Origin of the sequence: Nocardia coffeae, from assembly GCF_019890715.1 — a bacterium.
Taxonomy (GTDB): domain Bacteria; phylum Actinomycetota; class Actinomycetes; order Mycobacteriales; family Mycobacteriaceae; genus Nocardia; species Nocardia jiangxiensis.
The window spans coordinates 22,570-42,972 of record NZ_JAINZY010000005.1 but is presented as its reverse complement, the minus strand read 5'-3'; the positions used below and the strand labels follow the sequence as shown (position 1 = coordinate 42,972).

Genomic DNA, 20,403 nt, shown 5'->3' with positions numbered 1-20,403 from the left:
TCTCCGGCGTCGCGTCCGGCGTCGATCTCCGGTGGGCCAGAATGAAATGGAGAAAATCCGCACGCGAACAACGGAGTCGCATCGATGTCAGATCCGGCCGCAATCAGTCGGCAGTTGCCCCGGGGCCGTCACGGGCTGCCGCGGGAGACGGTGATCGCCTCCCAGCGCGACCGGATCCTGAGCGCGATGGCGCAGGCGATGACCGAAAACGGTTATATCGGAACGTCTGTCGCGGCGATCATCAAACGGGCCGGGGTGTCGCGGGAGACGTTCTACGAGCAGTTCCGCTCCAAGGAGGACTGTTTCGAGGCCGCCTACGAGCGCGCCGCCCATCTCTTGCAGGAACGGATCGTCGAGGCGACCGGAACGCTGCCGGATGCGGCCACCCGCGAGCAGCGGATCGAGGCGATGCTCGGCGCGTATCTGGGCGGCCTGGCCGCCGATCCGGCCGACGCCCGGCTGTTTCTCATCGAGGTCTACGCGGTCGGCCCGGAGGCCATCGCCCGCCGCGGCGAGTTGCAGGAATCATTCGCCGTGCTGGTCGCCCAGATCCTCGACGCCCACACCGCCGAACAACATTTCGCCTGCCAGACGCTGGTCGCCGCGGTCAGCGCGATGGTCACCGCCCGAGTTGCCGCCGACGATCCGGATGGTTTGCAGGCTTTGCGCGAGCCGCTGTTGCAACTACTGCGCCGCAGCGGAGATCTGTTCGGATCCCCGGAACAGATTCCTCCGCACTGAGGGACAAGTCCGGGCTACTGATTTCGTGAGTACACGGGTAACTCACCGGGCACGCCCAGAAGTCTCCTCCGCATCCGACTGTCGGTCCGAAGCGTCGGTCTCCGCGCGCTCGACGGCACGTCGAAGTCGCGGAGAGGCGGGGGAGCTGAGCACCAGTAGGACGCCGCCTGCCACTGCGGGCGCCAGCAGGGCGATCGCGTATTCGGTCACCCGACCCAGGTCCGGTGCGAAGGCCGAGAGCAGGGTGGCCGCGCCGATGTAGAGGAACAGCAGGCCCGAGCCGATGGCGATGGCGCGTTCGGGGACGTGCTTGCCGACCAGGATGCCCAGGGCGATGGCGCCACCGCCCGCGGCGACCATGCCCACGACCGAGCCGATCCACACCGCGACCCAGTTGTGGTTCGAGGCCAGGGCGATGATGGCGAACATGGTGCGGTCACCGAGTTCGGCCAGCAGGAATGCGGACAGCACCATGAAGAACACCCGCCACGGGGAACGTGCGCCGGAATCCTTTTCGGCGATCTCGGTGTCGTCGTCCGCGTCGGTGTGGAATGTCTCACGCAGTGTCCACAGGCCGACCGCGAGCAGTACGACCGCGGTGATCACGGCGATCACGTTGGTCGGCAGTGCCGCACCCAGGAAATGTCCGACCCCGACGGCGATCAGATTGACCGCGATGCTGGCGGCGGTGATCCCGGCGAGCACGACCCACCACCGATAGCGCAGCGCGAAGGTCAGGGCCATCAGCTGCGATTTGTCGCCGAGTTCGGCGAGGAACAGCACGCCGAAACTCAGCAATATCGTGGCGATCATCTTCTACGCTCCCAGGTCTCCGGCCTGCCGGCCGCAGACGGGACGTCTCCGGCCGACAACGCACCCGAAATTTCGGTTGGTTGGTTATCGGCCGAAGGTCTCGCCCACCGGGCGGGCGGATATCTGCTCAACCGCCGCGACGCCGGTTCGCGTGGCCGGACCCGGAAGGATCAGTATGTCGACCACGCGATTGGGGGCTACTCCCCTTCGCTGTGAGCAAGCCTATCCTAATCTGTCCCGGCTGCCAACCTCCTGTAATCGAAATCGCAATGCGCACAATAAGTTTGGCGGTCCTCCCAGAAGTTTTCGGCTACCCTCACGCAGCGATCAACATAGCCAGAACCGCGGTATCGGGATCGCTGATCGGATCCACGCCCACTCGGCTGACCATCGAGGTCACCGTGCCGTCGTACTCGGCCTCCACCCAGGCCGCGCGATGTTGCAGCCCCAGATGCGGCACACCCGGCAGCAGTACGCAGCCCGAGGCCGCACCACTGCATTCGGGCAGGGACGGGCGGGTCTCCGAGGGCGGATGCAGCATCATCAGCGCGGGCGGCACGTGCCGGGCGAATCGGCCGGGCTCGAGCGCCTGCTCGCCCAGCACCGGGCCCTCGGCCAGCACCAGGCCGACCGTGCCGGGTTCGGGATCGTCGGGCAGATCCTCGCGGGCGCCGAACACCGTGGTCGTGGTGAGAATGCCCGGCAGCGTCGCGACTCGAACGGCCAGGGCCAATAGTTGCGCCCACTCCTTCGTGGTGTCCGGCCAGCGGCCTCCGATGAGGAATCCTCGCAGTGATCCGTGCGCCTGGAATGGCGTGACTCGAACCGGATCGTTCGTGTGCATCGTGGCCTCCCGAGTCTGTCCGGGATGGCTGCCGGAATAGCGAGCCGTCCTGAAGTTGTGAGTACCCGAGAATGGACCGAACAATGTCTGGCACACAAGTACCAGAGAGTGCTAAAGCGCAGGTAACAGCGCTGAAACATGAAACGGGCCCGCGAACCGGATGGTTCGCGGGCCCGTTTGCGGAGTGTGTGCACCCCACGGCGACACCGGGTATCAGCCGAAGACGAGACCCTTGGCCTGAGCGGTCGCCCGAGCGAAACGCTCCTGCACGTCGGCCCAGTTGACGACGTTCCAGAACGCCTTCACGTAGTCGGCCTTGACGTTCTTGTACTGCAGGTAGAACGCGTGCTCCCACATGTCGACCTGCAGCAGCGGGATGACGCCCAGCGGCACGTTGGCCTGCTGGTCGTACAGCTGGAAGGTCAACAGCTTCTGGCCCAGCTGGTCGTAGCCCAGCACGGCCCAGCCCGAACCCTGCAGGCCGTTGGCCGCCGCGGTGAACTGCGCGCGGAACTTGTCGAACGAACCGAACTGGTCGTCGATGGCCGCGGCCAGGTCGCCGACCGGCTTGTCGCCGCCGTTCGGGGACAGGTTCTTCCACCAGATGGTGTGGTTGACGTGCCCACCCAGGTGGAAGGCCAGGTTCTTCTCGTTCAGGAAGATCGCGCCGTGGTCACCGGACTCACGGGCCGCTTCCAGCTTCTCGAGTGCGGCGTTGGCGCCGGCGACATAAGCGGCGTGGTGCTTGGAATGGTGGAGTTCGTTGATCTGCCCGGAGATGTGCGGCTCCAGAGCGCCGTAGTCGTAATCCAGATCTGGCAGCGTGTACTCAGCCACGATGTCCCTTCCGTCGTATGTCAGGCCGTCTGCACCCGGACTTGCCGAGCGCATCAACCATCATTCGTACACCCGCTCCTGTGCAACCGGCGGTCGTGCCCCCGGAATTCCTGATGAACGGAAGATTCCCGGTGATCGGAATCTTTTGCGGCCCTACATCGGCGGCGCGACGTCCGGCAGCATGGTGCGCGGATCGCACGCGTCGTGGGCCTTCCACCAGCGGGCGCCACCGGCGATGAACTCCGCGAGCGGGACCTCACCGCCCTCGGCGGTGGCGATGGAGACGCCTTCGAACCAGATCCGCACATCCAGCTCGCGCGGATCGATACCTTCCTGCTGGGAGAACTCCAGCAGATGGGTGCCCGGTTCGGCGGCGACCTTGGTGTCGAAGCTCAGCAGTTCGCGCCACAGCGCCCAGCCGCTGTCGTCGGCGTCGACGAAATCCCAGCCGTGCAGGGCGCCGCCGCCGAATCCGGCGATGGCCTCGCCGAGGGTGTCCAGAGTGAGCGGGAAGACCTGCGGTTCGGCATCGTCCCAGCGCTGCATGCGTAGTGACGCAGCGACTCGGCTGACGCCGGTGAGTGTCAGGTACACCCGGCGATCCGAGGGCGGTGGCCCATCGGTGGGGAGGGTCAGCACTTCGAGTTCGAGTCGAACCCGCGCGGCCGCGGCGTCGGGCACGAGGCCCAGACAGGTGCCTTCGGCGAGTGCTGTGTTGAGTCCGGCCGTATCCAATCCGTCGAGTAACCCGCGGGTCGCGTCCATGTGACCCAGGCTACCGATAGCCGCAGACATGTCGGGGATTTCGGTTTGCCCTAGGTGTTGCCGGGATTTTTCGAAACCGAGGGAACCGAATGCCCCTGCGCGCCGTCCAAGTAGTTGTCGGGATCCCCCGCCGCAGTTCCGCCAGCCGGATCTGCAGCCCGCGGCGGACCCCGCAGAAGGCGGTGGGCGACCGCTCCGGCATGAGGAGGGGAGTTTCGGATCGGTCGCCCACATGCGCTTCTCGCTGGTCAGGGGGTTCGGATCGGATCGATCGCCGCGACACTCTCGACCTGTGGATGAGGTTGTGGATATGTGGATAACTCGGCGCAAGTTATCCACACTCTCCACCGGTCCGGCCGCCGTGGCAGGATCGAAGACGTGACGAGCCCCGAAATTCCATCGGTGCCGGTGGATGCCGTACCTGCCGAATTCGATGATGCCGGGACCACACCGGCCACACTGCTCGACGTCCGGGAGGACGACGAGTGGCAGCTCGGGCACGCACCCGGCGCCGTACACATCCCGATGGCCGACATTCCCGCGCGCGCCGAGGAACTGGACTACGACCGCGAGATCTACGTCGTCTGCCGCCAGGGTGGGCGATCGCTGCAGGTCGTGCGCTATCTGACGCATATCGGCTTCGACGCGGTCAACATCTCCGGCGGCATGGTGGCCTGGCAGAAGGCCGGCCGGCCGCTCACCGCCGAGGGCGATCACGAGGCGAAGATCTATTGATGAGAGGGGGACCGGCATGGCGGTGAGTACCGTCGTACAGCCCTGTGCCCGCTGCGGTGCGCGATGGTCGGTGCAGGGCAGACCTATGCACTGGTGCCCGCGCTGCCGTGGTGTGCTGCTGTCCCCGGCTCCGGTCGACGCCCCGCCGCAACGCCGCAACTACCGCTGGGTCGCCCGGCCGCCGGGGCGCCCGCGGTCGCGTGAGATCCGCCCGTCGTCCACGACTTCCGCACCCGTCGCCACACCCCGCTACACCGAGATCCCGCGCTGGGGTCTGCGCGACCGGCCGCGGCAGCCGACCTCCGCACCCCGTTCCCGGTTGGACCGGTGGACCGATCGGCTCATCCGGCTGTTGACGACCACGGCGGTGCTGTTCGCGGTGTCCGCGGCCGCCGAATTCGGGCGATACCTGCTGCTGATGTGGAACCGGACGCGGTTGATCGAACCGATCGTGGTCTACCTGTCCGACTGGTCGGTGCGGGTCTTCGCCGCGCTGGCCCTGGTGTTCGCGCTGATGACCGCGGTCGCGCTGGTGGGCTGGCTGATCGAGGCCCGGCGTCGCGCCTACGCCGCCGACGGGCAGCGCGATCCGCGCGGCATGTGGGCGCTGCTGCTGGGTTGTGTGGTGCCCGTGGTGAATCTGCTGTGGCCCGGGGTGTTCCTGACCGAACTTGCCCGTCGGCATGATGATCCGCGCATGCTGCAGACGGTGCGGATCTGGTGGGCGGTCTGGGTGCTCAACGGTGTGATGGCCGTGGTCGCGCTGAGCTTTCGGACCACGTCGACGTTGCAGGCCCAGGCGAACGGCGTGATCTTCACCGTCTACACCGATCTGGTGGCGACGGCGGTCGTGGTGCTGTCGCTGTGGGTGGTGCGCTCCTGCGAGGGACTGGATCTGCGCGGTCGTCGCCGGTTGGCCAAGCGTTGGGTGCCCACCGGCGGTCCCGCCGTTCCGGTGATCGAACCCGTGCATCCGGTGGGCGCCGGATCCGACGACGCGGATTCCGCTGCGGCCGTGCCGGATCCGGCCGGTGCGCCGGCCCCGCTCGCAGCGGATGCCGAGGTCGTGCAGGATGTGCGTGCGGAGGCCGTGTCGGGTGCGGAATCCGAGCAGGAGGAGGTCATGGCGAAGTGAACCAGGACAGTCGTGCGCCGTTCGTCGTCGCGCATCGGGGCGCCTCGGCAGCCCGTCCGGAACACACTCTCGCCGCATACGAGCTGGCCCTGCAGGAGGGCGCCGACGGCGTCGAATGCGATGTGCGGCTGACTCGGGACGGCCACCTGGTCTGTGTGCACGACCGCACGGTGGATCGCACCTCGTCGGGGTCCGGTCTGGTCAGCGAGATGAGCCTGGAGGAGTTGCGGGAGCTCGACTTCGGCGCCGACGGCGAACCGTCGACGGTACTGACCCTGAGCGAGCTGATCTCCCTGGTGCTGGATTGGCGCAGTCGGCCGACCAAACTGTTCATCGAGACCAAACATCCGGTGCGGTACGGCGCGCTGGTGGAGAACAAGGTCCTGGCCGAACTGCAGCGGTTCGGCATCGCGACACCCGCCTCGGCGGCGCATTCGCGGGCGGTGGTGATGTCCTTCGCCGCGACGGCGGTCTGGCGGATCCGGCGCGCCGCGCCGCTGCTGCCCACGGTGCTGCTCGGCGAGTCCTCCCGCTATCTCGGCGGCAGTGCGGCGACCACGGTCGGCGCGACCGCGGTCGGCCCCTCGGTGAAAACCCTGCGCGAACATCCCGACCTGGTCGACAAGGCCGCCGTGGCCGGACGTTCGACGTACTGCTGGACGGTCGACGATCCGGATGATGTGAAGCTGTGCGCCGAGCTCGGCGTCAGCTGGGTCGCCACCAATCATCCCGGCCGCACGAAGGCGCTGTTGGACGGGCTTCCGCCGCTGCCCGATTCGCAGCCGAGTCAGTGACCGCCCGCCGCGCCGGACAACTTCCCGGTGTTCGACGGCACGGTGAATCGCGATCCGGCGGCCTCGCGCTGTAGGTTCTGCGTTCGTGGGTAAGAGCAAGCGCAACAGTCCCAAGCCCGACAGCAACCGGGCCCAGCGTCTCGCCGAGCGGCGAGCCGAGCAAGCCAGCCGCAGCGTGACGCGTCCGTTCGAGGGTCTGGCCGCCGAATGCGATCTGGTGGCGCTACGGGAGTTCGTGCCGTCGGCGACCGCGACGTTGCAGACCGCACCCGGGTTCGCCGCGAAACGTCCGGTGACCCTGGCCACGGTCCTGCCCGGCGCGGTGGCCGCACTGGTGCGCGCCGCCACCGAACCGATCGGATTCGTCGCTGCGCAGGTGCAGTTCCAGTCCGAGAATCCGGCCGCCGACCTGGCCGCCGCGATCGCCTGGACGCAGATCACCGAGCCCGGCGAATCGCTGAACAGCGCGGCCGACGCCGATGCGGTGGCCGAGGCGCTGACCGAGGTGATCGATCCGACCGCGGCTCTGGATCTGACCGTGCACCAGGACTTCAACTGGTGGGTGCCCGAGGGCGTGCAACCCGATCCGCAGGTGGCCGCCACCATCGAGCAGGCCAATCAGGCGATCATGCCGTCCGACCGGCTGCAGTTGGACGCCGACGCCATCGGTGCGGCCTGGTGGGTGGACGCGGGGGAGAAGGCGCACCTGCGCTGGGTCCGCCCGGAGGACGAGGACGCGCTGATGCTGGCACTGGCCCGCCTGCACGCCTCCGGCGGTCTGCACCTGGGCGAGGGTTCCCGCTTCGCCGGTTCGTTCCGCACCCACGGCCTGCTGGTCCCCGTCTTCGACCTGGACCGCGAACGGCACGCCACCGAATGGGTGAAGCCCGCAACGGAATTCGGCGCCCGCCTGAGCGAAGCCCTCGCCGTCGACGCCTCCCTGACCCCGGACGAGCGACGTTCGCGCGACGGATTGCGTTCGCGTCAGATCACTTTGCGCTGACCGAGGCCGAGCCGAGGACCCGCTCGCGAGGGACTCGGCTCGTCACCGGCCGGAATACGTACGCGGCGAACTCATTTGGTGAGCAGATTGTCCGGAATCGTCTTGTCGGCGGCGAGGTCGTCGAAGAACTGGCCGGCCTGGGTCTTGTCCCAGAGCAGGACGCTGCCACTGCCGTCGACGGTCTCGAAACCGCCGATGGGCACGGTGGTCGCGACGGTGTTCGCGTGCAGTGCCCAGGCCAGGCGGCCCAGGTCCCAGATGTGATCGCCGTTGTCCACCTGAATTGTGCCGGTGATGCCGGTGGCCAGCGGCCACAGTTTGAACGGGTTGGCCAGGGTGCTCGCGCTGGTCGCCTTCTTCAGCAGGGCCGCGAGGAACATGCGCTGATGGTTCATCCGGTCCAGGTCCGCACGCGGGGTGGCGCGGGTGCGCACGAATCCGAGCGCCTGCGGGCCGTTCAGGTGCTGGCAGCCCGCGGGGAGATTGAGACCTGCCTTCGGGTCGTCGATCGCATCCGGCAGACACATATCGATGCCGCCGACCGCGTCGACCATATTGGCGAAGCCGCCGAAGCCGATCTTCGCGAAATGGTCGATATGCAGACCGGTCGCGGTTTCCACGGTCTGTACCAGTAGTTTCGGGCCGCCCACTGCGAAGGCCGCATTCAGTTTGTCGCGGCCGTGACCCGGAATGGGCACGTAGGAATCGCGCGGGAGGCTGACGATGGTGGTCGGGCCCGACTGCGGAATGTGCACCAACATGATCGTGTCGCTGCGTTCACCGCCCGCATCGGCCTCGTCGCCGGTGGAGAGCTGCTGCTCCTGTGCCTGGGTCATCCCCTCGCGACTGTCCGAGCCGGTGAGCAGCCAGTTCGTCCCGGCGGTCTGCCCGACGCGTCCGGAGTAGGCGCCCAGCGCATCGATGCGGTGCAGCGAACTGTCCAGGTAGATCCCGGCGGCGATCGGTGTGATGATCAGCACGAGCAGCAGCGCCAGAAGCCAACGCCCCCAATGCCGTCGACGGCGCATCCGGGGTTGACGCGGCGGAGGTTCCCGGCGTCGCGTGGGTGCGACGGGCGGCGACGGCGGCGACCCCTCGCGATACGGCACGGGACGCTGTGTCGGCGCCCACCCCCGATCCGCCCCCTGTCGTGGACCGCGATCGCGGGGCGGGGGAGGCGGCGGGGATTGCGGACCGCCTCGAGACCAGGCCAGCGGCTGTTCTCGGCCGTCCCGGCGCATGACCTGGTTGGGTTCGATGCGCGGCGGTTCACCTCGACCACCCGGCATCGGCCGCCGCGCACCGGGGCCGTTCGGCGGCACCCGGCGCATCCGTGGATCCCGCGGATCGTACGGGGGTCGCTCGCCGTTCATCTCCGCGATAGTAACGGGAGAAGCTGAGCGTTTCAGGGGAGCCAGGAGACGTGGCCGTGCAGTGCGGTGTAACCGATGTACGCGACACAGTCGATTGTGGCGTGCGCCACTATCAATGGCCACAGGCGGTTGGTGCGTTGCCAGAACGCACCGAAGATCAAGCCCATCACGAGATTTCCCAGGCCGCCGCCCAGGCCCTGATAGAGGTGATAGCTGCCGCGCAGCAGAGCCGAGGCGAGCAGCGAGCGGTTCGGCGACCAATCCAGTTGCCGCAGTCGGGTGATCAGGTAGGCCACCACGATCACCTCCTCGGCCACGGCATTGGCCATCGCCGAGAGGATCAGCGCGGGCAGCCGCCACCAGTGATCGCCCAGCGAACTGGGCACGATGGTGACGCTCAACCCGAGTGCGTGCGCGATCAGATACAGCCCCAGACCCGGCAGTCCGATCAGGGTCGCCAGCGCGAGCGCGGGAACGACGTCGCGGCGCAATCGGATTCGCGCCAGGCCGACCAGGCGCGGGCCGAATCCGCTGCGCCACAACAGATACAGCCCGAGCGCGCCCCAGCCCAGCAATCGCAGCACACTCAACAGCTGGAACAGCAGATCGATGGTCGACCGCGTGGCTCGCGACGGATTCAGCGCCACCGACTGCCCGCCGATCCCACCCGGCGCCAGCGCGCTCTCCAGCAGCGACAGCGCCGCACTGGCCCCGCTCAGTCCGAAGGTGACGACCAGAACGATGAGAATTTCGATCCGGATCGCCCATCGCTCCCGATCGGAGGCGGGCGCAGGCCACACCGGAACAGCATCAGCAGCCGAATCCATCCCGCCAATCTAATCCGGGTGCGCCCACCCCGACCGTGCCGCCTGCCGCGGATCTCCGAGCGGACTACATCCGGCGCATGCCGTGCAGGAAGGGGCAGCCGACCAGGATTCGGACTGCGCAGCTGAGGGATTGGATGTCCTCGACCGGAGTCTCGAAGGACAGGCGCACGTCGTGATCCTCCTCGTCGGTCTCGACGCGCAGGCTGATGCCGTAACGGTCGATCGCGAGGGGGTGGATCGCGCCGCCACGCAGGCGGGTCGGCAGGTGGCGGGCGAGTTGGGCGACGACGTCGGCGTGGTCGGCATCCATGTGCTGCAGCCAGGCCGCCTCGAGTTCCCAGAACGGATCGGGCCGCGTCTCGCGCAGATCCGCGTGGCAGACCGATTCCGCACCCGTCGAATCCGCCAGCACCGCGGAATTGATCATCAGGCGCAGCAGGGTGGTGGTGTGCCCGACGTCCAGCAGGGCCGGATGCGGATGATCCTCGGCGACGGCCGAGGCGAGCAGGCGCTGTGTTCCGGCAGGGACGGCGCGCACGCGCCCGCGCAGCCAGACCAGTGCGCGCACTGGTTCCCGCAGTGCCAGCGGTGTGCGATCGGTGAGTTCGAGAACGGCCTGGACGCCACCCTCGCCACCACGCGCCGCGGCGGCGACCGCGGGTGAGTCCATCGGCACCGCGACCACGGCGTCGCCGCACTGGCGGAGGTGGTGGACCGTGATGGTCGCGGGATCGATTCCGGGCAGGGCCAGCATCGCGTGATCGGCATGCACGCAGGCGTTGCGGATCCGTTCGGCGGTGGTTGGCGCGAGGGTCGGATTCGGTCGCATGCATTACCTCCAGGGCTGGTCCCGGCCACGGTCTGTCAGTTAGGTAAACCTAAGCTAAGTGAATCTGCCCGGTTGCGCAAGCATTTCGATCGCTACGGTGGAAATGTGCCGCACGATTCCACCGCTCCCGAGCCGGTTCCGCTGACCCTGTCCATGCCCGCCGCGCCCCGGGCCGGACTGACGGACGGGCTGGTCCGGCCGCTGTCCGAGGCTCCCGCGGCGCCGGTGCTCGATGCCGGAGCGTCCGATGTGCAGGTGGCCGAATTCCTCGTCGTGGCCGCGCATTCCGTCGGCGGATTCATCGCCCGGACCGATTCGGGGGAGCGGGCCGTGGCCGTGGTCGCCGCGACCGTTGCGGCGCTGTGCGGTGAGGACATCCGCCGTGCGTTGACCCATCCGGACCTGGAATTCCTGCGCGGGCTGGCCCCCGGCGCGGTGGAGGCGCTGCGCGAGGTGCTGCTCGCGATCGAATCCGAAACGCCCGACGCCGTCGCGAAAGCCTTGGAAGTGCTGCAAACTCCGAGCCCACCGGCAACCGGTCGGTAATGTCGTATCCGTGCCGCGTATCGCCTATTTCGGACCATCCGGAACGTTCACCGAGATGGCCCTGGTCCAGCTCGAGTCCAGCGACGTCTTCGACGAGCCGGTCGAGCGGGTCGCCGCGCCCAGCCAGGGTGCGGCGCTGGAGTTGATCCGGGCCGGTGCGGTCGAGGGTGCGGTGGTGCCGATCGAGAGTTCGGTGGAGGGGTCGATCTCGCCGACGCTCGACGCGCTCGCCCTCGGGCCGCGGCTACAGATCGTCGCCGAAACCGAACTCGACGTCGCCTTCACGATCGTCGCCCGGCCGGGTATCGCCCTCGCCGACGTGCGCACCGTCGCCGCGTATCCGGTGGCCGCGGCTCAGGTCCGGGGCTGGCTGGACGAACATCTGCCCCAGGCCGCGATGTACACCTCGGCCTCCAATGCCGCGGCCGCCGAGGACGTCGTGGCCGGACATGCCGATGCGGCGGTGTCGACCACGCTGGCCGGGGAGCGTCTCGGTCTGGCGGCACTGGCCTCCGGGGTGGCCGATCACGATTCGGCGGTCACCCGATTCGTCCTGGTCACCCTGCCTCGGCAGGCCCCGCCGCGCACCGGTGCGGACCGGACCTCGCTGGTGGTGCTGGAACTGGCCAACGAACCGGGTTCGCTGATGCGGGTGTTCGCCGAATTCGCCACGCGCGGAGTCGATCTGACCCGCATCGAATCTCGGCCCACCCGCACCGGAATGGGCACTTACCGCTTCTACCTGGACTGTGTCGGTCATATCGACGACACCGCGGTCGCCGAGGCGCTCAAGGCATTGCATCGCACCGCGGGGCGGATCCGCTTCCTCGGTTCGTGGCCCGCGGGCTCGCCCACCGGGGCCCCGCCGCCGCCCGATGAACCCGCCGCGGCATGGCTGGCGGATCTGAAGAAGGGAACGGCCGATCTATGAGCGGCAGACTCGTCCTGGTGCGGCACGGTGAGACCGAGGGGAATGTCGCCAAGATTCTCGATACTCGGGTACCGGGCCGTCCGCTCACCGAACGTGGTGTGGCACAGGCGAAAGCGTTCGGCGCCGCATTGGCCGAACCGCCGCGCACACTGTTCAGCTCACAGGCGTTGCGGGCCCGGCAGACCGCACAGCACATCGAATCGGTGACCGGGGTGCCCGCACAGGCACTGGACGGCCTGTCCGAGGTGTTCGTCGGCGAGCTGGAAGGCAGCAATTCCGATGCGGCACACGAACTCTTCCAGACGATCTACAAATCCTGGCATCTGGGCGAACTGGACCGGCGGCTGCCCGGCGGCGAGACCGGCCGCGACGTGCTGGACCGGTATCTGCCCGTGCTGGAGGAGCTTCGGCGGACCCAGCTGTCCTCGGGCGAGAACGGTGACGTCCTGGTGGTCAGCCATGGCGCGGCCATGCGGCTGGTCGGTATGACCCTCGGCGGGGTCACCCCGCCGTTCACCACGAACAACCATCTCGACAACACCGAGACGATCGAACTGCTGCCGCGTTATGCCGGAACCGAATTCCTCGGCTGGGAATGCACGCGCTGGGGCCGGTTCACCCCGCCGTTCGGTGGGGACGCCGCGCCGGACGCCGACAATCCGATGGGCTGAACGCACTCAGATTCCGCCCGCGGGCGGATTGAATTCCTCCCGCAGCGGTAGCTTTTCGATGAGGTCCTTGATCGCCGTGCGCAGCCGCCCGGTGGTCCCCGAGGCCAGTGACGTCCACTGCACGTCGTCCTCGGAGCGGGTGGTGGTCGTGATGAACCGGCCGTTGCGGGTGTTGAACACCGCGACCGCACCGTCCGCGATATCGCGGCTGCCGTCTCCGTAGATCACGCCCACGATCGAGGCGTGCGAGGGTATCTCGACCAAGGCCGCGGCCAAGGTCTGTGCGTCCCTGGGCGGGTGGCCCACTCGGCTCAGGCGTTGCGCGGTGGCATTGCTGTCACCCGCGTCGTTGAGGATGGGCTCCAGGTCCTCGGTCAGCACGTTCATACCCTCGAGCTCCAGCGGATCGGCCGGACCCAGTGCGGCGACGATGGTGCCGGGCAGATCGTGCGACGCCTCGCTGATGACGTAGGAGTCGGGCCCGCGCAGGGCGACGACCTCCATCTCCGCACCCTTGGCGATGCACATCCGGTTCACCAGTCCGCCGACGTACCACCGTATCGCGATCGCCCAGTGCGGCCGGTCGAGTGCCCGCAGCCGATCCTCCAGATCCCGGTGAACGAATTCACCGTCCAGAAGGTCGCGCGCCGCGAGCGACTCGGCGGCCGCATCGAACGCCTCTTTACGGCTGACGTCCGTGTCGTACCGGGCGAATGTGTCCAGTACGACCGGAACCTGGCTGATCTGCAATTTGTCCAGCAGGAATTGCATCTCGTCCAGCGTCAGCACTACCGATTCGAGCATGGCCCCACCCCGTCCAGCGCCGCCGAGAACTGTCACCTAGCGGACTCCGCGTTCGGGTCGCCCCCGATGACGCCCGCCGCGATGATCCGTCCGTCGTTGAAGTATTCGCCGTGCACCAGCTCGTTCTTGTGCTCGAGATCCTCTTCCTCCTCGGCCTGGTTGCCCAGCAACGGATTTCCGTTGCTGACCGGCCGGGTTGAGGCGGGCTGGGTGCTGTTGGCGCTCGCCGGGGTGGTCGGTGCGATCTCGGGCGCCGTGGCGGTCGGGAAGTTGGTGCCCAGACCCGCGCCCCAGCCCTCGGGGATCTGCAGATTGCCCGCGCCGTTGCCGATGCCGATCGAGCCGCCGCCCGCGAAGGACACCGCCCGCGTGGCGATGGCGCCGCCGCCGAGTCCACCGAGTCCGCCCACCATGCTCGTGGACATGCCCGGCGCGGCGGTGGTGGTGTTGGTGGCCGCGGAGATCGCGCTGCCGGCGGCATCGCCGACCGTCGGGACGGCCGAGGTGGCCACGGATCCGGCGACGCCCGCGACCTGGGTCGCGGCATCGGAGGCACCCGGGCTGGACACCGCCGTCTGCGCGGCGGAGATCGCGTTGGCGACCGGGTTGACATCGGCCTGCGCGGCCTGCGCGACATCCAGTGCGCCACCGACGGCTCCGGCGCCGATCGCGATCGGCGGCGGCATCAGGAAGGCGGCGGGGGTGGCGACCATCAGCGAGGTGGCGGCCTCGTAGGTCTCCATCACCAGCGCGGCGCGGATCTGGATCTCCATGTACGCGGCCTCCGCGGCCTCGCCGGCGCCGCACACGTCACCGCCGGAGGCGTGCGCCGCGACGCGGGCCGCGTCGACGGCCGCGATCTCCGGCGGGCTCGGCATGACCAGGGAGGCAACGGTATAGGCGGTCGCGTTCGCGGTGGCCTTGGCAGCCATCGCGCCGGCCATCACGGTCTGCTCGCCGCACCAGCCGGTGAAGGCGGTGATCTGGGCCATCGCGGCGATGCCGTTGACGCCCAGCAGGCCGACGCCCAGTTCGGCCATCACGCGAGTGAGTGTCGCGGTGGCATCGGTCCATGCCGCGGTCAGACCCGCCCAGGCCGGAGCCGCGGCCGAGATCGGGATCGCGTGCGCACCGAGATGCAGTGTGGCCGAGTTGATTTCTGCCGGACGGGCTTCCCAGACCACGCCGGTAATTCCTGCAACCATTGTTCTTTTCCCCTGTGGTTGACGTTGAAGTGGAGGTCTCGGGTCAGAGCTCGAGCGCGGCCTGGACGGCGGTGATACCCGCGGCGCGGACGGCGTCCTGCGCGGCGTACTCCGCCACCTGGATCCGCAATGTGGTGGCGGCGTTGCGCAATTCGACGATGCCCTGGGCGATCGACGCGTCGTGCGTGGCGGCGCCCTCGTTGAAGTGGTTGGAGGCCAAGAGGGATACCTCTTCGGCGCCCGAAGGGATGACATGGGTGGCCGGACCGCTCAGCCCCTGGGCGGCGGCGAGGCGATCGGCGAGCAGGTCGAGCTCACCGGCGGCCGCGAGCACGATTTCGGCATCGACGTGAACGAGATCTACCATGACTCGAACTCCTTCTGGTGGCAGCTAGTCAACTGTAGGACCGACACAGGCCGACCCCTTGGTGGAACCACGAGAATTCCCCCTACGAGTTCTTGGACGCGGCAGCCCGCGATCCGGTTCCCTCGAGTCCGAAGTTTACGGGCTTGACGCACTCCGCAGACAAGACTATCCCCATCCCAACTCATGCAGCCGGGCTTCGTCAATGCCGAAATAGTGAGCTATCTCATGAATTACGGTGATGGCCACCTCGTTCACGACCTGCTCAGCGCTGCCGCACATCCCGAGAATGGGGTCGCGATAGATGGTGACGGTGTCCGGCAGCGCGCCCGCGTACTGACTGTCGACCCGATCGGTCAGGGCGATGCCCTGATACAGACCGAGCAGATGCGGATCCTCCGGATTGCGTGCCTCGATCAGCACCACCACGTTATCGATGGCCCGGGTGAGCTCGGGCGGGATCAGATCCAGTGCGTCGCCGACCAATTCCTCGAACCGCTCCGGTGACATCGACACGGTCATCGCGATCGGTCCCGCGTGGTCATCGCACCGGCGGGGCCGCACCGGGCAGCGGGGCCGGAGTGGAGCGGCCGGTACTCGGCGGCGGCACCGGGGCCTGGCCGTCGATCATGATATTGCCCTTGGCCGTTCCGGTGATCGAGGAGAACCCGTCCCGAGTGCCCTTGCCCACCAGGCAGTTCAGCTTGTGACTGCCCACCAGCCAGCTGCGGGCGTCGATGTTGTCCCAGAAGATGGTGAGCGTCTTGTTGATCAGCGCCTTCGGCCCGCCGAGATAGGAATCCGCGACGTGTGAACACTGATCCTGCATGTACTTGTCCTGATCGGCGTTCCCGGGCGTGCCGCTGCCGAACTGCTGCCCGAGGTCGACGGTCGACATCACCTCGTACGCATGGGGATCGGCGCAGTCGACCGGTTCGTTCGTCGGCAGGTTCTGGTTGATGCCGATGCAGGTGCCGGCATCGAAGATGCGCGACTGATCGCCCTCGCGCACGCGCCCGACGCTCTGCTGGGTGGCGTTGCCGGTGGCGCTGACCAGTTGCAGTCCGCAGCGCACCGTGCGATCACCCTTGTTCCACGCGGGCTCGCCGGGATTGATCATGCCGACCACGAAACGTCCGCGCGGGTCGAGGCGTCCGCCCAGGTATGCCTGCGCCGCGGTGACGCAGTGCTCGTCGCGCAGCTCGGCGAAACGCAGCGAATCCGGGAAGCGGGTGCCCGGACCGAATTCGCGGCCCGGATAGTCGCTCAGATCGACGTCGGCGGTGACCTCGAACAGATGTTTGTCCGCGCAGTTGACCTTCGCCAGATCCAGGGTCTTGGCGTTGGTCCAGGACAGGCAGTCGCCCGATTTCGCGGTGCCGAAGACCGAATTGTTCCGTCCGGCCGGACCCCCGCCGCCGGGGTCGCGCGCCTCGAGTCCGTGCGAGGAACGGAATCCGGAGATGGACAACGTCACGATCGCCGCGACCACCGCACCCACGGCCACCGCGAGCAGACCCCACCGCATCTTGTGCGCGGGCAGGTGTACGCGCCTGCCCCCACGTGCGGCCGGCTCCGGCTCGGCGGTGTCGTCCCACTCGGAAGCCGACTCGGCCCACTCGGGGTCGGGTCCGTTCTCGGGCTCGCGCGTAGGCGCATGTTCGAAGGACATCGGCGTCCATAATGGCAGCGCACGCGCACCCTCGCCACGATGGGCCGGATCTTGGGGTTGGACCTGCGGAATATCGGTGGACCGACCCCATTAGGCTTAGGGCCCATGATCGACCTCCGATTCCTGCGGGAGCAGCCCGATGTCGTCCGCGCGTCACAGCGGGCCCGGGGCGAGGACCCGGCGCTGGTGGACGCACTGCTCGAGGCCGATGCGGCGCGGCGCGCCGCGGTGGCGACGGCCGACTCCCTGCGTGCCGAGCAGAAGGCGCTGGGCAAGAAGGTCGGTAAGGCGTCTCCGGACGAGCGGGCGACTCTGCTCGCGCACGGGCAGGAGTTGTCCGCGAAGGTCAAGGAGGCCGAGGCCGCGGAGCACGCCGCGAACGCCGAACTGGACACCGCGCAGCGCGCGCTGTCCAACGTCGTGCAGGAGGGCGCGCCCGCGGGCGGCGAGGACGATTTCGTCCTGCTCGAAACCATCGGCAGCGCACCCGAATTCGACTTCACTCCGAAGGACCATCTGGAACTGGGCGAATCGCTCGGGCTGATCGATATGGAGCGCGGGGCCAAGGTGTCCGGCGCGCGGTTCTACTTCCTGACCGGATACGGTGCGCTGCTGCAGCTGGGCCTGCTGCAACTCGCCGCGCAGCGCGCCACCGCGAACGGGTTCAGCATGATGATCCCGCCGGTGCTGGTGCGTCCGGAGATCATGGCGGGTACCGGATTCCTGGGCCAGCACGCCGCGGAGATCTACCACCTCGAGGAGGACGACCTGTATCTGGTCGGCACCTCGGAGGTCCCGCTGGCGGGCTACCACTCGGGCGAGATCCTGGATCTGTCGGCGGGGCCCAAGCGCTACGCGGGCTGGTCGTCGTGTTTCCGCAGGGAGGCGGGCAGTTACGGCAAGGACACCCGCGGCATCATCCGGGTGCACCAGTTCGACAAGGTCGAGATGTTCGTCTACTGCAAGCCCGAGGACGCCGACGCCGAACATCAGCGTCTGCTCGGCTGGGAGAAGGAGATGCTGGCCGCGATCGAGGTGCCGTATCGGGTGATCGATGTGGCCGCCGGTGATCTGGGCAGCTCCGCGGCGCGCAAATTCGACTGCGAGGCCTGGGTGCCCACCCAGCAGACCTACCGCGAGCTCACCTCGACCTCGAATTGCACAACGTTCCAGGCACGTCGGCTGTCGGTGCGCTACCGCGACGAGAACAACAAGCCGCAGATCGCCGCGACCCTGAACGGCACGCTGGCCACCACGCGCTGGATCGTTGCCATCCTGGAGAACCATCAGCAGGCCGACGGATCGGTGCGGGTGCCCGAGGCGCTGGTGCCGTTCGTGGGCAAGGAGGTCCTGGAGGCGGTCTAGGGCACGACGTCACGGATCCTCCGGGAATGGGTAGCTAATGGTTTGCGATCGAATTCGAAAGAGCGCCCGCATTTCCCGACTCGCCGAGGGAAACCGGGGATGGCGGCCTCCGGATCCGACTTTGCCCGCCGATTCCTGCGGATGTGACTACTGCTCGGGTCAACTATGTCTAGGCTAGGGGCCGTGCGCGGAATCGGCTCGCGCGGCGATACCCGGACGCGGGTGCGGACGGTTTCGGCGCTGGCGACGGCAAGGGTCATGGCCCGGACCACCGGGGCGTTCTACGTCATGGGCGGGGCGCTCGGTCTGCTGCTGACCGCCATCGCACCCGGCTCGGAAGGTAACCGGCCGCTGGTGGGCGCGGCCGCGGCGGTGGCGCTGCTGCTGGGCGTGAGCCTGCTGATCTGGGGGCCGCGGCTGCCACATTCGATCCATCACGGCTACGTCGCCCTCGCGACCGTGCTGGTGACGGTCGCGGTGCACTGGTTCCCCAACACCGTCGGGGCGATCGGGCTGTCCGCGTTCTACGTCTTCATCGCCTGCGATGCCGCGATTTTCTTTGCCTGGCAATGGGTTGCGGCCCATGTGACGTTCGCGGTGCTGCTGTGCCTGTGGGTGGTTCCCTCGCGGGATCTGCCCTGGTGGGCAGGGGTGATCCCGGCCGGGGTGACGGTCGGGGCCGGCATCGTGGTGGGCATTCTGACCCGGATGGCCTCGGACGCCGACATCGATGTGCTGACCGGACTGCTCAATCGGCGCGGCTTCGATCGCACGCTCAGCAATGCGATCGCGCACGCCGCCCGCAGCGGCCAGGGACTCGCACTGGTTCTGGTGGATCTGGACCGCTTCCAGAAGATCAACGACCATCTCGGTCATCGCGCGGGTGACGCGGTCCTGCAGCGCGTGAGCGACACCTGGTCGAAACTGCTCGCCCCCGATCAGCAGCTGGCTCGCTACGGCGGCGACGCCTTCGCGCTGCTGCTGCCCAACACCACCGAGCAGGCCGCGATCCTGCTCACCGAACAGTTGCGGGCCGCGGTCACCACCGGCTGTTCCGCGGGCGTGACCTCCTGGCAGCCCGGCGAATCCGGATCACTGTTGGTCAGCCGCGCGGACGTCGGGCTCTACCGGGCCAAGCAGGCCGGTCGCAACCGGACGGTGCTGGAGTCCTCGCGGCAGCTGCCGCTGGCGGTGGAGCTGCGCGAGGCCATCGACAACGGGGCGCTGGATGTGCACTACCAGCCGATCGTCAGCCTGAGTGAGGGCGGCGCGGGCCGGGCGGTCGGGGTGGAGGCGCTGCTGCGCTGGTCCTCGAGCGCGCAGCCGGACGTCACCACCGAGGGCCTGATCCGCGCCGCCGAGGAATACGACCTCATCGCCGATCTGGACGAGCTGGTGCTGCGCCGGGCCTGCACGGACGCCGCGCGCCTGCAGGAGACCTTCGCCCAGCTCGATCTGACCCTGAACGTCAACGTGAGCGGTCTGGAACTGGCCGAATCCGATTATGCCGACCGGGTTTCGGGCATTCTGACCGATACCGGCTGGCCCGCCGACCAGCTCGTGCTGGAGGTCACCGAGAGCGAGCTGGCGGCCGAATCCCAGACGGCCATAGGCAATCTCAGCACGTTGCGCGAACGCGGTGTGCGGATCGCCATCGATGATTTCGGCACCGGGTACTCCTCGCTGAGCCGCCTGGCCACGATTCCCAGCGACATCCTGAAGGTCGATCAGTCCTTCGTGGCGGCCATCCGCGCCGATTCCCCGGCTCCGCCGCTGCTGGGAGTCATTGCGGCGCTGAGCCGATCGCTGGATCTGCAGGTCATCGCCGAGGGCGTGGAGACCGAATACCAGGCCGCGGTGCTCACCGAACTCGGTTTCGCCCTGGCTCAGGGCTACCACTACAGCGATTCGCATCCGGTGGCCGACCTCATCAACGATCTCAACGATCAGCACGGACTGGTCGGTGCGGGCGCGCCCGAACGGGAATTCTCCAGCAACGGCTGGATTCCGATGGACACCGGCCACGATTCGGGAGCTGTCGGCACCGAATAGCTGATCGGCGGGGTCGCCTCGCGAGAGACCGCATCGTGCCGGACAATCTCGGGTGAACCGATACCGCACGAGGAGACGGTCGAAGCGAAAGGGCAGC

General features: G+C 68.0%; 22 protein-coding genes. 10 read left to right on the top strand and 12 right to left on the bottom strand.

The window, feature by feature from the left end; all coding sequences use genetic code 11:
- Window positions 1–84: 84 nt before the first annotated feature.
- Window positions 85–741, top strand: coding sequence for a TetR/AcrR family transcriptional regulator (locus tag K7711_RS19895; protein WP_222970953.1), 657 nt, complete (start codon window positions 85–87; stop codon window positions 739–741).
- A 42-nt stretch (window positions 742–783) separates the two neighbouring features.
- On the opposite strand, the gene K7711_RS19890 is transcribed toward K7711_RS19895, so the two are convergent.
- The 4 genes from K7711_RS19890 to K7711_RS19875 form a co-directional block, all read right to left on the bottom strand.
- Window positions 784–1,554, bottom strand: a complete 771-nt coding sequence (locus K7711_RS19890) for a TMEM165/GDT1 family protein (RefSeq protein WP_222970952.1) — start codon at window positions 1,552–1,554, stop codon at window positions 784–786.
- Between the two features lie 316 nt (window positions 1,555–1,870).
- The gene (locus tag K7711_RS19885; protein WP_040817107.1) at window positions 1,871–2,398 is read right to left on the bottom strand and encodes a hypothetical protein; all 528 of its coding nucleotides are present in this window, start codon (window positions 2,396–2,398) and stop codon (window positions 1,871–1,873) included.
- 213 nt (window positions 2,399–2,611) lie between these two features.
- Window positions 2,612–3,235 (bottom strand): superoxide dismutase, encoded by a 624-nt coding sequence (locus tag K7711_RS19880; RefSeq protein WP_040817110.1) that lies wholly within the window; start codon window positions 3,233–3,235, stop codon window positions 2,612–2,614.
- 153 nt (window positions 3,236–3,388) lie between these two features.
- Window positions 3,389–4,000, bottom strand: coding sequence for a hypothetical protein (locus tag K7711_RS19875; RefSeq protein WP_222970951.1), 612 nt, complete (start codon window positions 3,998–4,000; stop codon window positions 3,389–3,391).
- Between the two features lie 378 nt (window positions 4,001–4,378).
- On the opposite strand from K7711_RS19875, the gene K7711_RS19870 reads away from it, so the two are divergent.
- The 4 genes from K7711_RS19870 (at window position 4,379) to K7711_RS19855 (ending at window position 7,667) form a co-directional block, all read left to right on the top strand.
- Window positions 4,379–4,735, top strand: a complete 357-nt coding sequence (locus K7711_RS19870; protein WP_085997610.1) for a rhodanese-like domain-containing protein — start codon at window positions 4,379–4,381, stop codon at window positions 4,733–4,735.
- A 16-nt stretch (window positions 4,736–4,751) separates the two neighbouring features.
- Complete coding sequence (locus K7711_RS19865; protein ID WP_222970950.1) at window positions 4,752–5,870, top strand: DUF4328 domain-containing protein; 1,119 nt, start codon at window positions 4,752–4,754, stop codon at window positions 5,868–5,870.
- The gene (locus K7711_RS19860; protein ID WP_222970949.1) at window positions 5,867–6,664 is read left to right on the top strand and encodes a glycerophosphodiester phosphodiesterase; all 798 of its coding nucleotides are present in this window, start codon (window positions 5,867–5,869) and stop codon (window positions 6,662–6,664) included. The genes K7711_RS19865 and K7711_RS19860 overlap by 4 nt, the downstream gene beginning before the upstream one ends.
- An 85-nt stretch (window positions 6,665–6,749) precedes the next feature.
- Window positions 6,750–7,667, top strand: a complete 918-nt coding sequence (locus K7711_RS19855) for a DUF5926 family protein (RefSeq protein WP_222970948.1) — start codon at window positions 6,750–6,752, stop codon at window positions 7,665–7,667.
- Window positions 7,668–7,738: 71 nt separating this feature from the next.
- Here K7711_RS19855 and K7711_RS19850 read toward each other — a convergent pair whose 3' ends face one another.
- The 3 genes from K7711_RS19850 to K7711_RS19840 all read right to left on the bottom strand — a co-directional run bounded on the left by K7711_RS19850 (window position 7,739) and on the right by K7711_RS19840 (window position 10,696).
- The gene (locus tag K7711_RS19850) at window positions 7,739–8,908 is read right to left on the bottom strand and encodes an LCP family protein (protein WP_372460172.1); all 1,170 of its coding nucleotides are present in this window, start codon (window positions 8,906–8,908) and stop codon (window positions 7,739–7,741) included.
- Between the two features lie 164 nt (window positions 8,909–9,072).
- Window positions 9,073–9,867 carry a CPBP family intramembrane glutamic endopeptidase gene (locus K7711_RS19845; RefSeq protein WP_222970946.1) on the bottom strand — a complete coding sequence of 265 codons (795 nt, stop codon included), beginning with the start codon at window positions 9,865–9,867 and terminating at the stop codon, window positions 9,073–9,075.
- Between the two features lie 64 nt (window positions 9,868–9,931).
- Window positions 9,932–10,696 carry a DUF2470 domain-containing protein gene (locus K7711_RS19840; protein ID WP_222970945.1) on the bottom strand — a complete coding sequence of 255 codons (765 nt, stop codon included), beginning with the start codon at window positions 10,694–10,696 and terminating at the stop codon, window positions 9,932–9,934.
- A gap of 105 nt (window positions 10,697–10,801) precedes the next feature.
- Between K7711_RS19840 and K7711_RS19835 the strand changes: the two genes are divergently transcribed.
- The 3 genes from K7711_RS19835 to K7711_RS19825 are packed head-to-tail and all read left to right on the top strand — an operon-like array spanning window position 10,802 to window position 12,844.
- On the top strand, window positions 10,802–11,242 hold the full coding sequence (locus K7711_RS19835; RefSeq protein WP_222970944.1) for a hypothetical protein: 441 nt from the start codon (window positions 10,802–10,804) through the stop codon (window positions 11,240–11,242).
- Window positions 11,243–11,252: 10 nt separating this feature from the next.
- Window positions 11,253–12,173 (top strand): prephenate dehydratase, encoded by a 921-nt coding sequence (gene pheA / locus K7711_RS19830; protein WP_222970943.1) that lies wholly within the window; start codon window positions 11,253–11,255, stop codon window positions 12,171–12,173.
- Window positions 12,170–12,844 (top strand): histidine phosphatase family protein, encoded by a 675-nt coding sequence (locus tag K7711_RS19825; protein WP_222970942.1) that lies wholly within the window; start codon window positions 12,170–12,172, stop codon window positions 12,842–12,844. The genes pheA and K7711_RS19825 overlap by 4 nt, the downstream gene beginning before the upstream one ends.
- Window positions 12,845–12,850: 6 nt before the next feature.
- On the opposite strand, the gene K7711_RS19820 is transcribed toward K7711_RS19825, so the two are convergent.
- From K7711_RS19820 to K7711_RS19800, 5 genes are all read right to left on the bottom strand, one after another.
- Complete coding sequence (locus K7711_RS19820) at window positions 12,851–13,648, bottom strand: ESX secretion-associated protein EspG (protein ID WP_235747499.1); 798 nt, start codon at window positions 13,646–13,648, stop codon at window positions 12,851–12,853.
- A gap of 32 nt (window positions 13,649–13,680) precedes the next feature.
- A complete protein-coding gene (locus K7711_RS19815; RefSeq protein ID WP_222970940.1) occupies window positions 13,681–14,853 on the bottom strand; it encodes a PPE domain-containing protein in 1,173 nt (390 codons plus the stop codon).
- A gap of 43 nt (window positions 14,854–14,896) precedes the next feature.
- Window positions 14,897–15,220 (bottom strand): PE family protein, encoded by a 324-nt coding sequence (locus K7711_RS19810; protein WP_222970939.1) that lies wholly within the window; start codon window positions 15,218–15,220, stop codon window positions 14,897–14,899.
- A gap of 165 nt (window positions 15,221–15,385) precedes the next feature.
- Complete coding sequence (locus tag K7711_RS19805; RefSeq protein ID WP_222970938.1) at window positions 15,386–15,739, bottom strand: metallopeptidase family protein; 354 nt, start codon at window positions 15,737–15,739, stop codon at window positions 15,386–15,388.
- 19 nt (window positions 15,740–15,758) lie between these two features.
- Entirely contained in the window at window positions 15,759–16,889 is a 1,131-nt protein-coding gene (locus K7711_RS19800; RefSeq protein ID WP_222970937.1) for a septum formation family protein, read from the bottom strand.
- A 105-nt stretch (window positions 16,890–16,994) separates the two neighbouring features.
- Here K7711_RS19800 and serS point away from each other — a divergent pair, with 105 nt between their 5' ends.
- Complete coding sequence (gene serS / locus K7711_RS19795; protein WP_222970936.1) at window positions 16,995–18,254, top strand: serine--tRNA ligase; 1,260 nt, start codon at window positions 16,995–16,997, stop codon at window positions 18,252–18,254.
- Window positions 18,255–18,437: 183 nt separating this feature from the next.
- Entirely contained in the window at window positions 18,438–20,306 is a 1,869-nt protein-coding gene (locus tag K7711_RS19790) for a putative bifunctional diguanylate cyclase/phosphodiesterase (protein WP_308014838.1), read from the top strand.
- The last annotated feature ends 97 nt before the right edge of the window (window positions 20,307–20,403 follow it).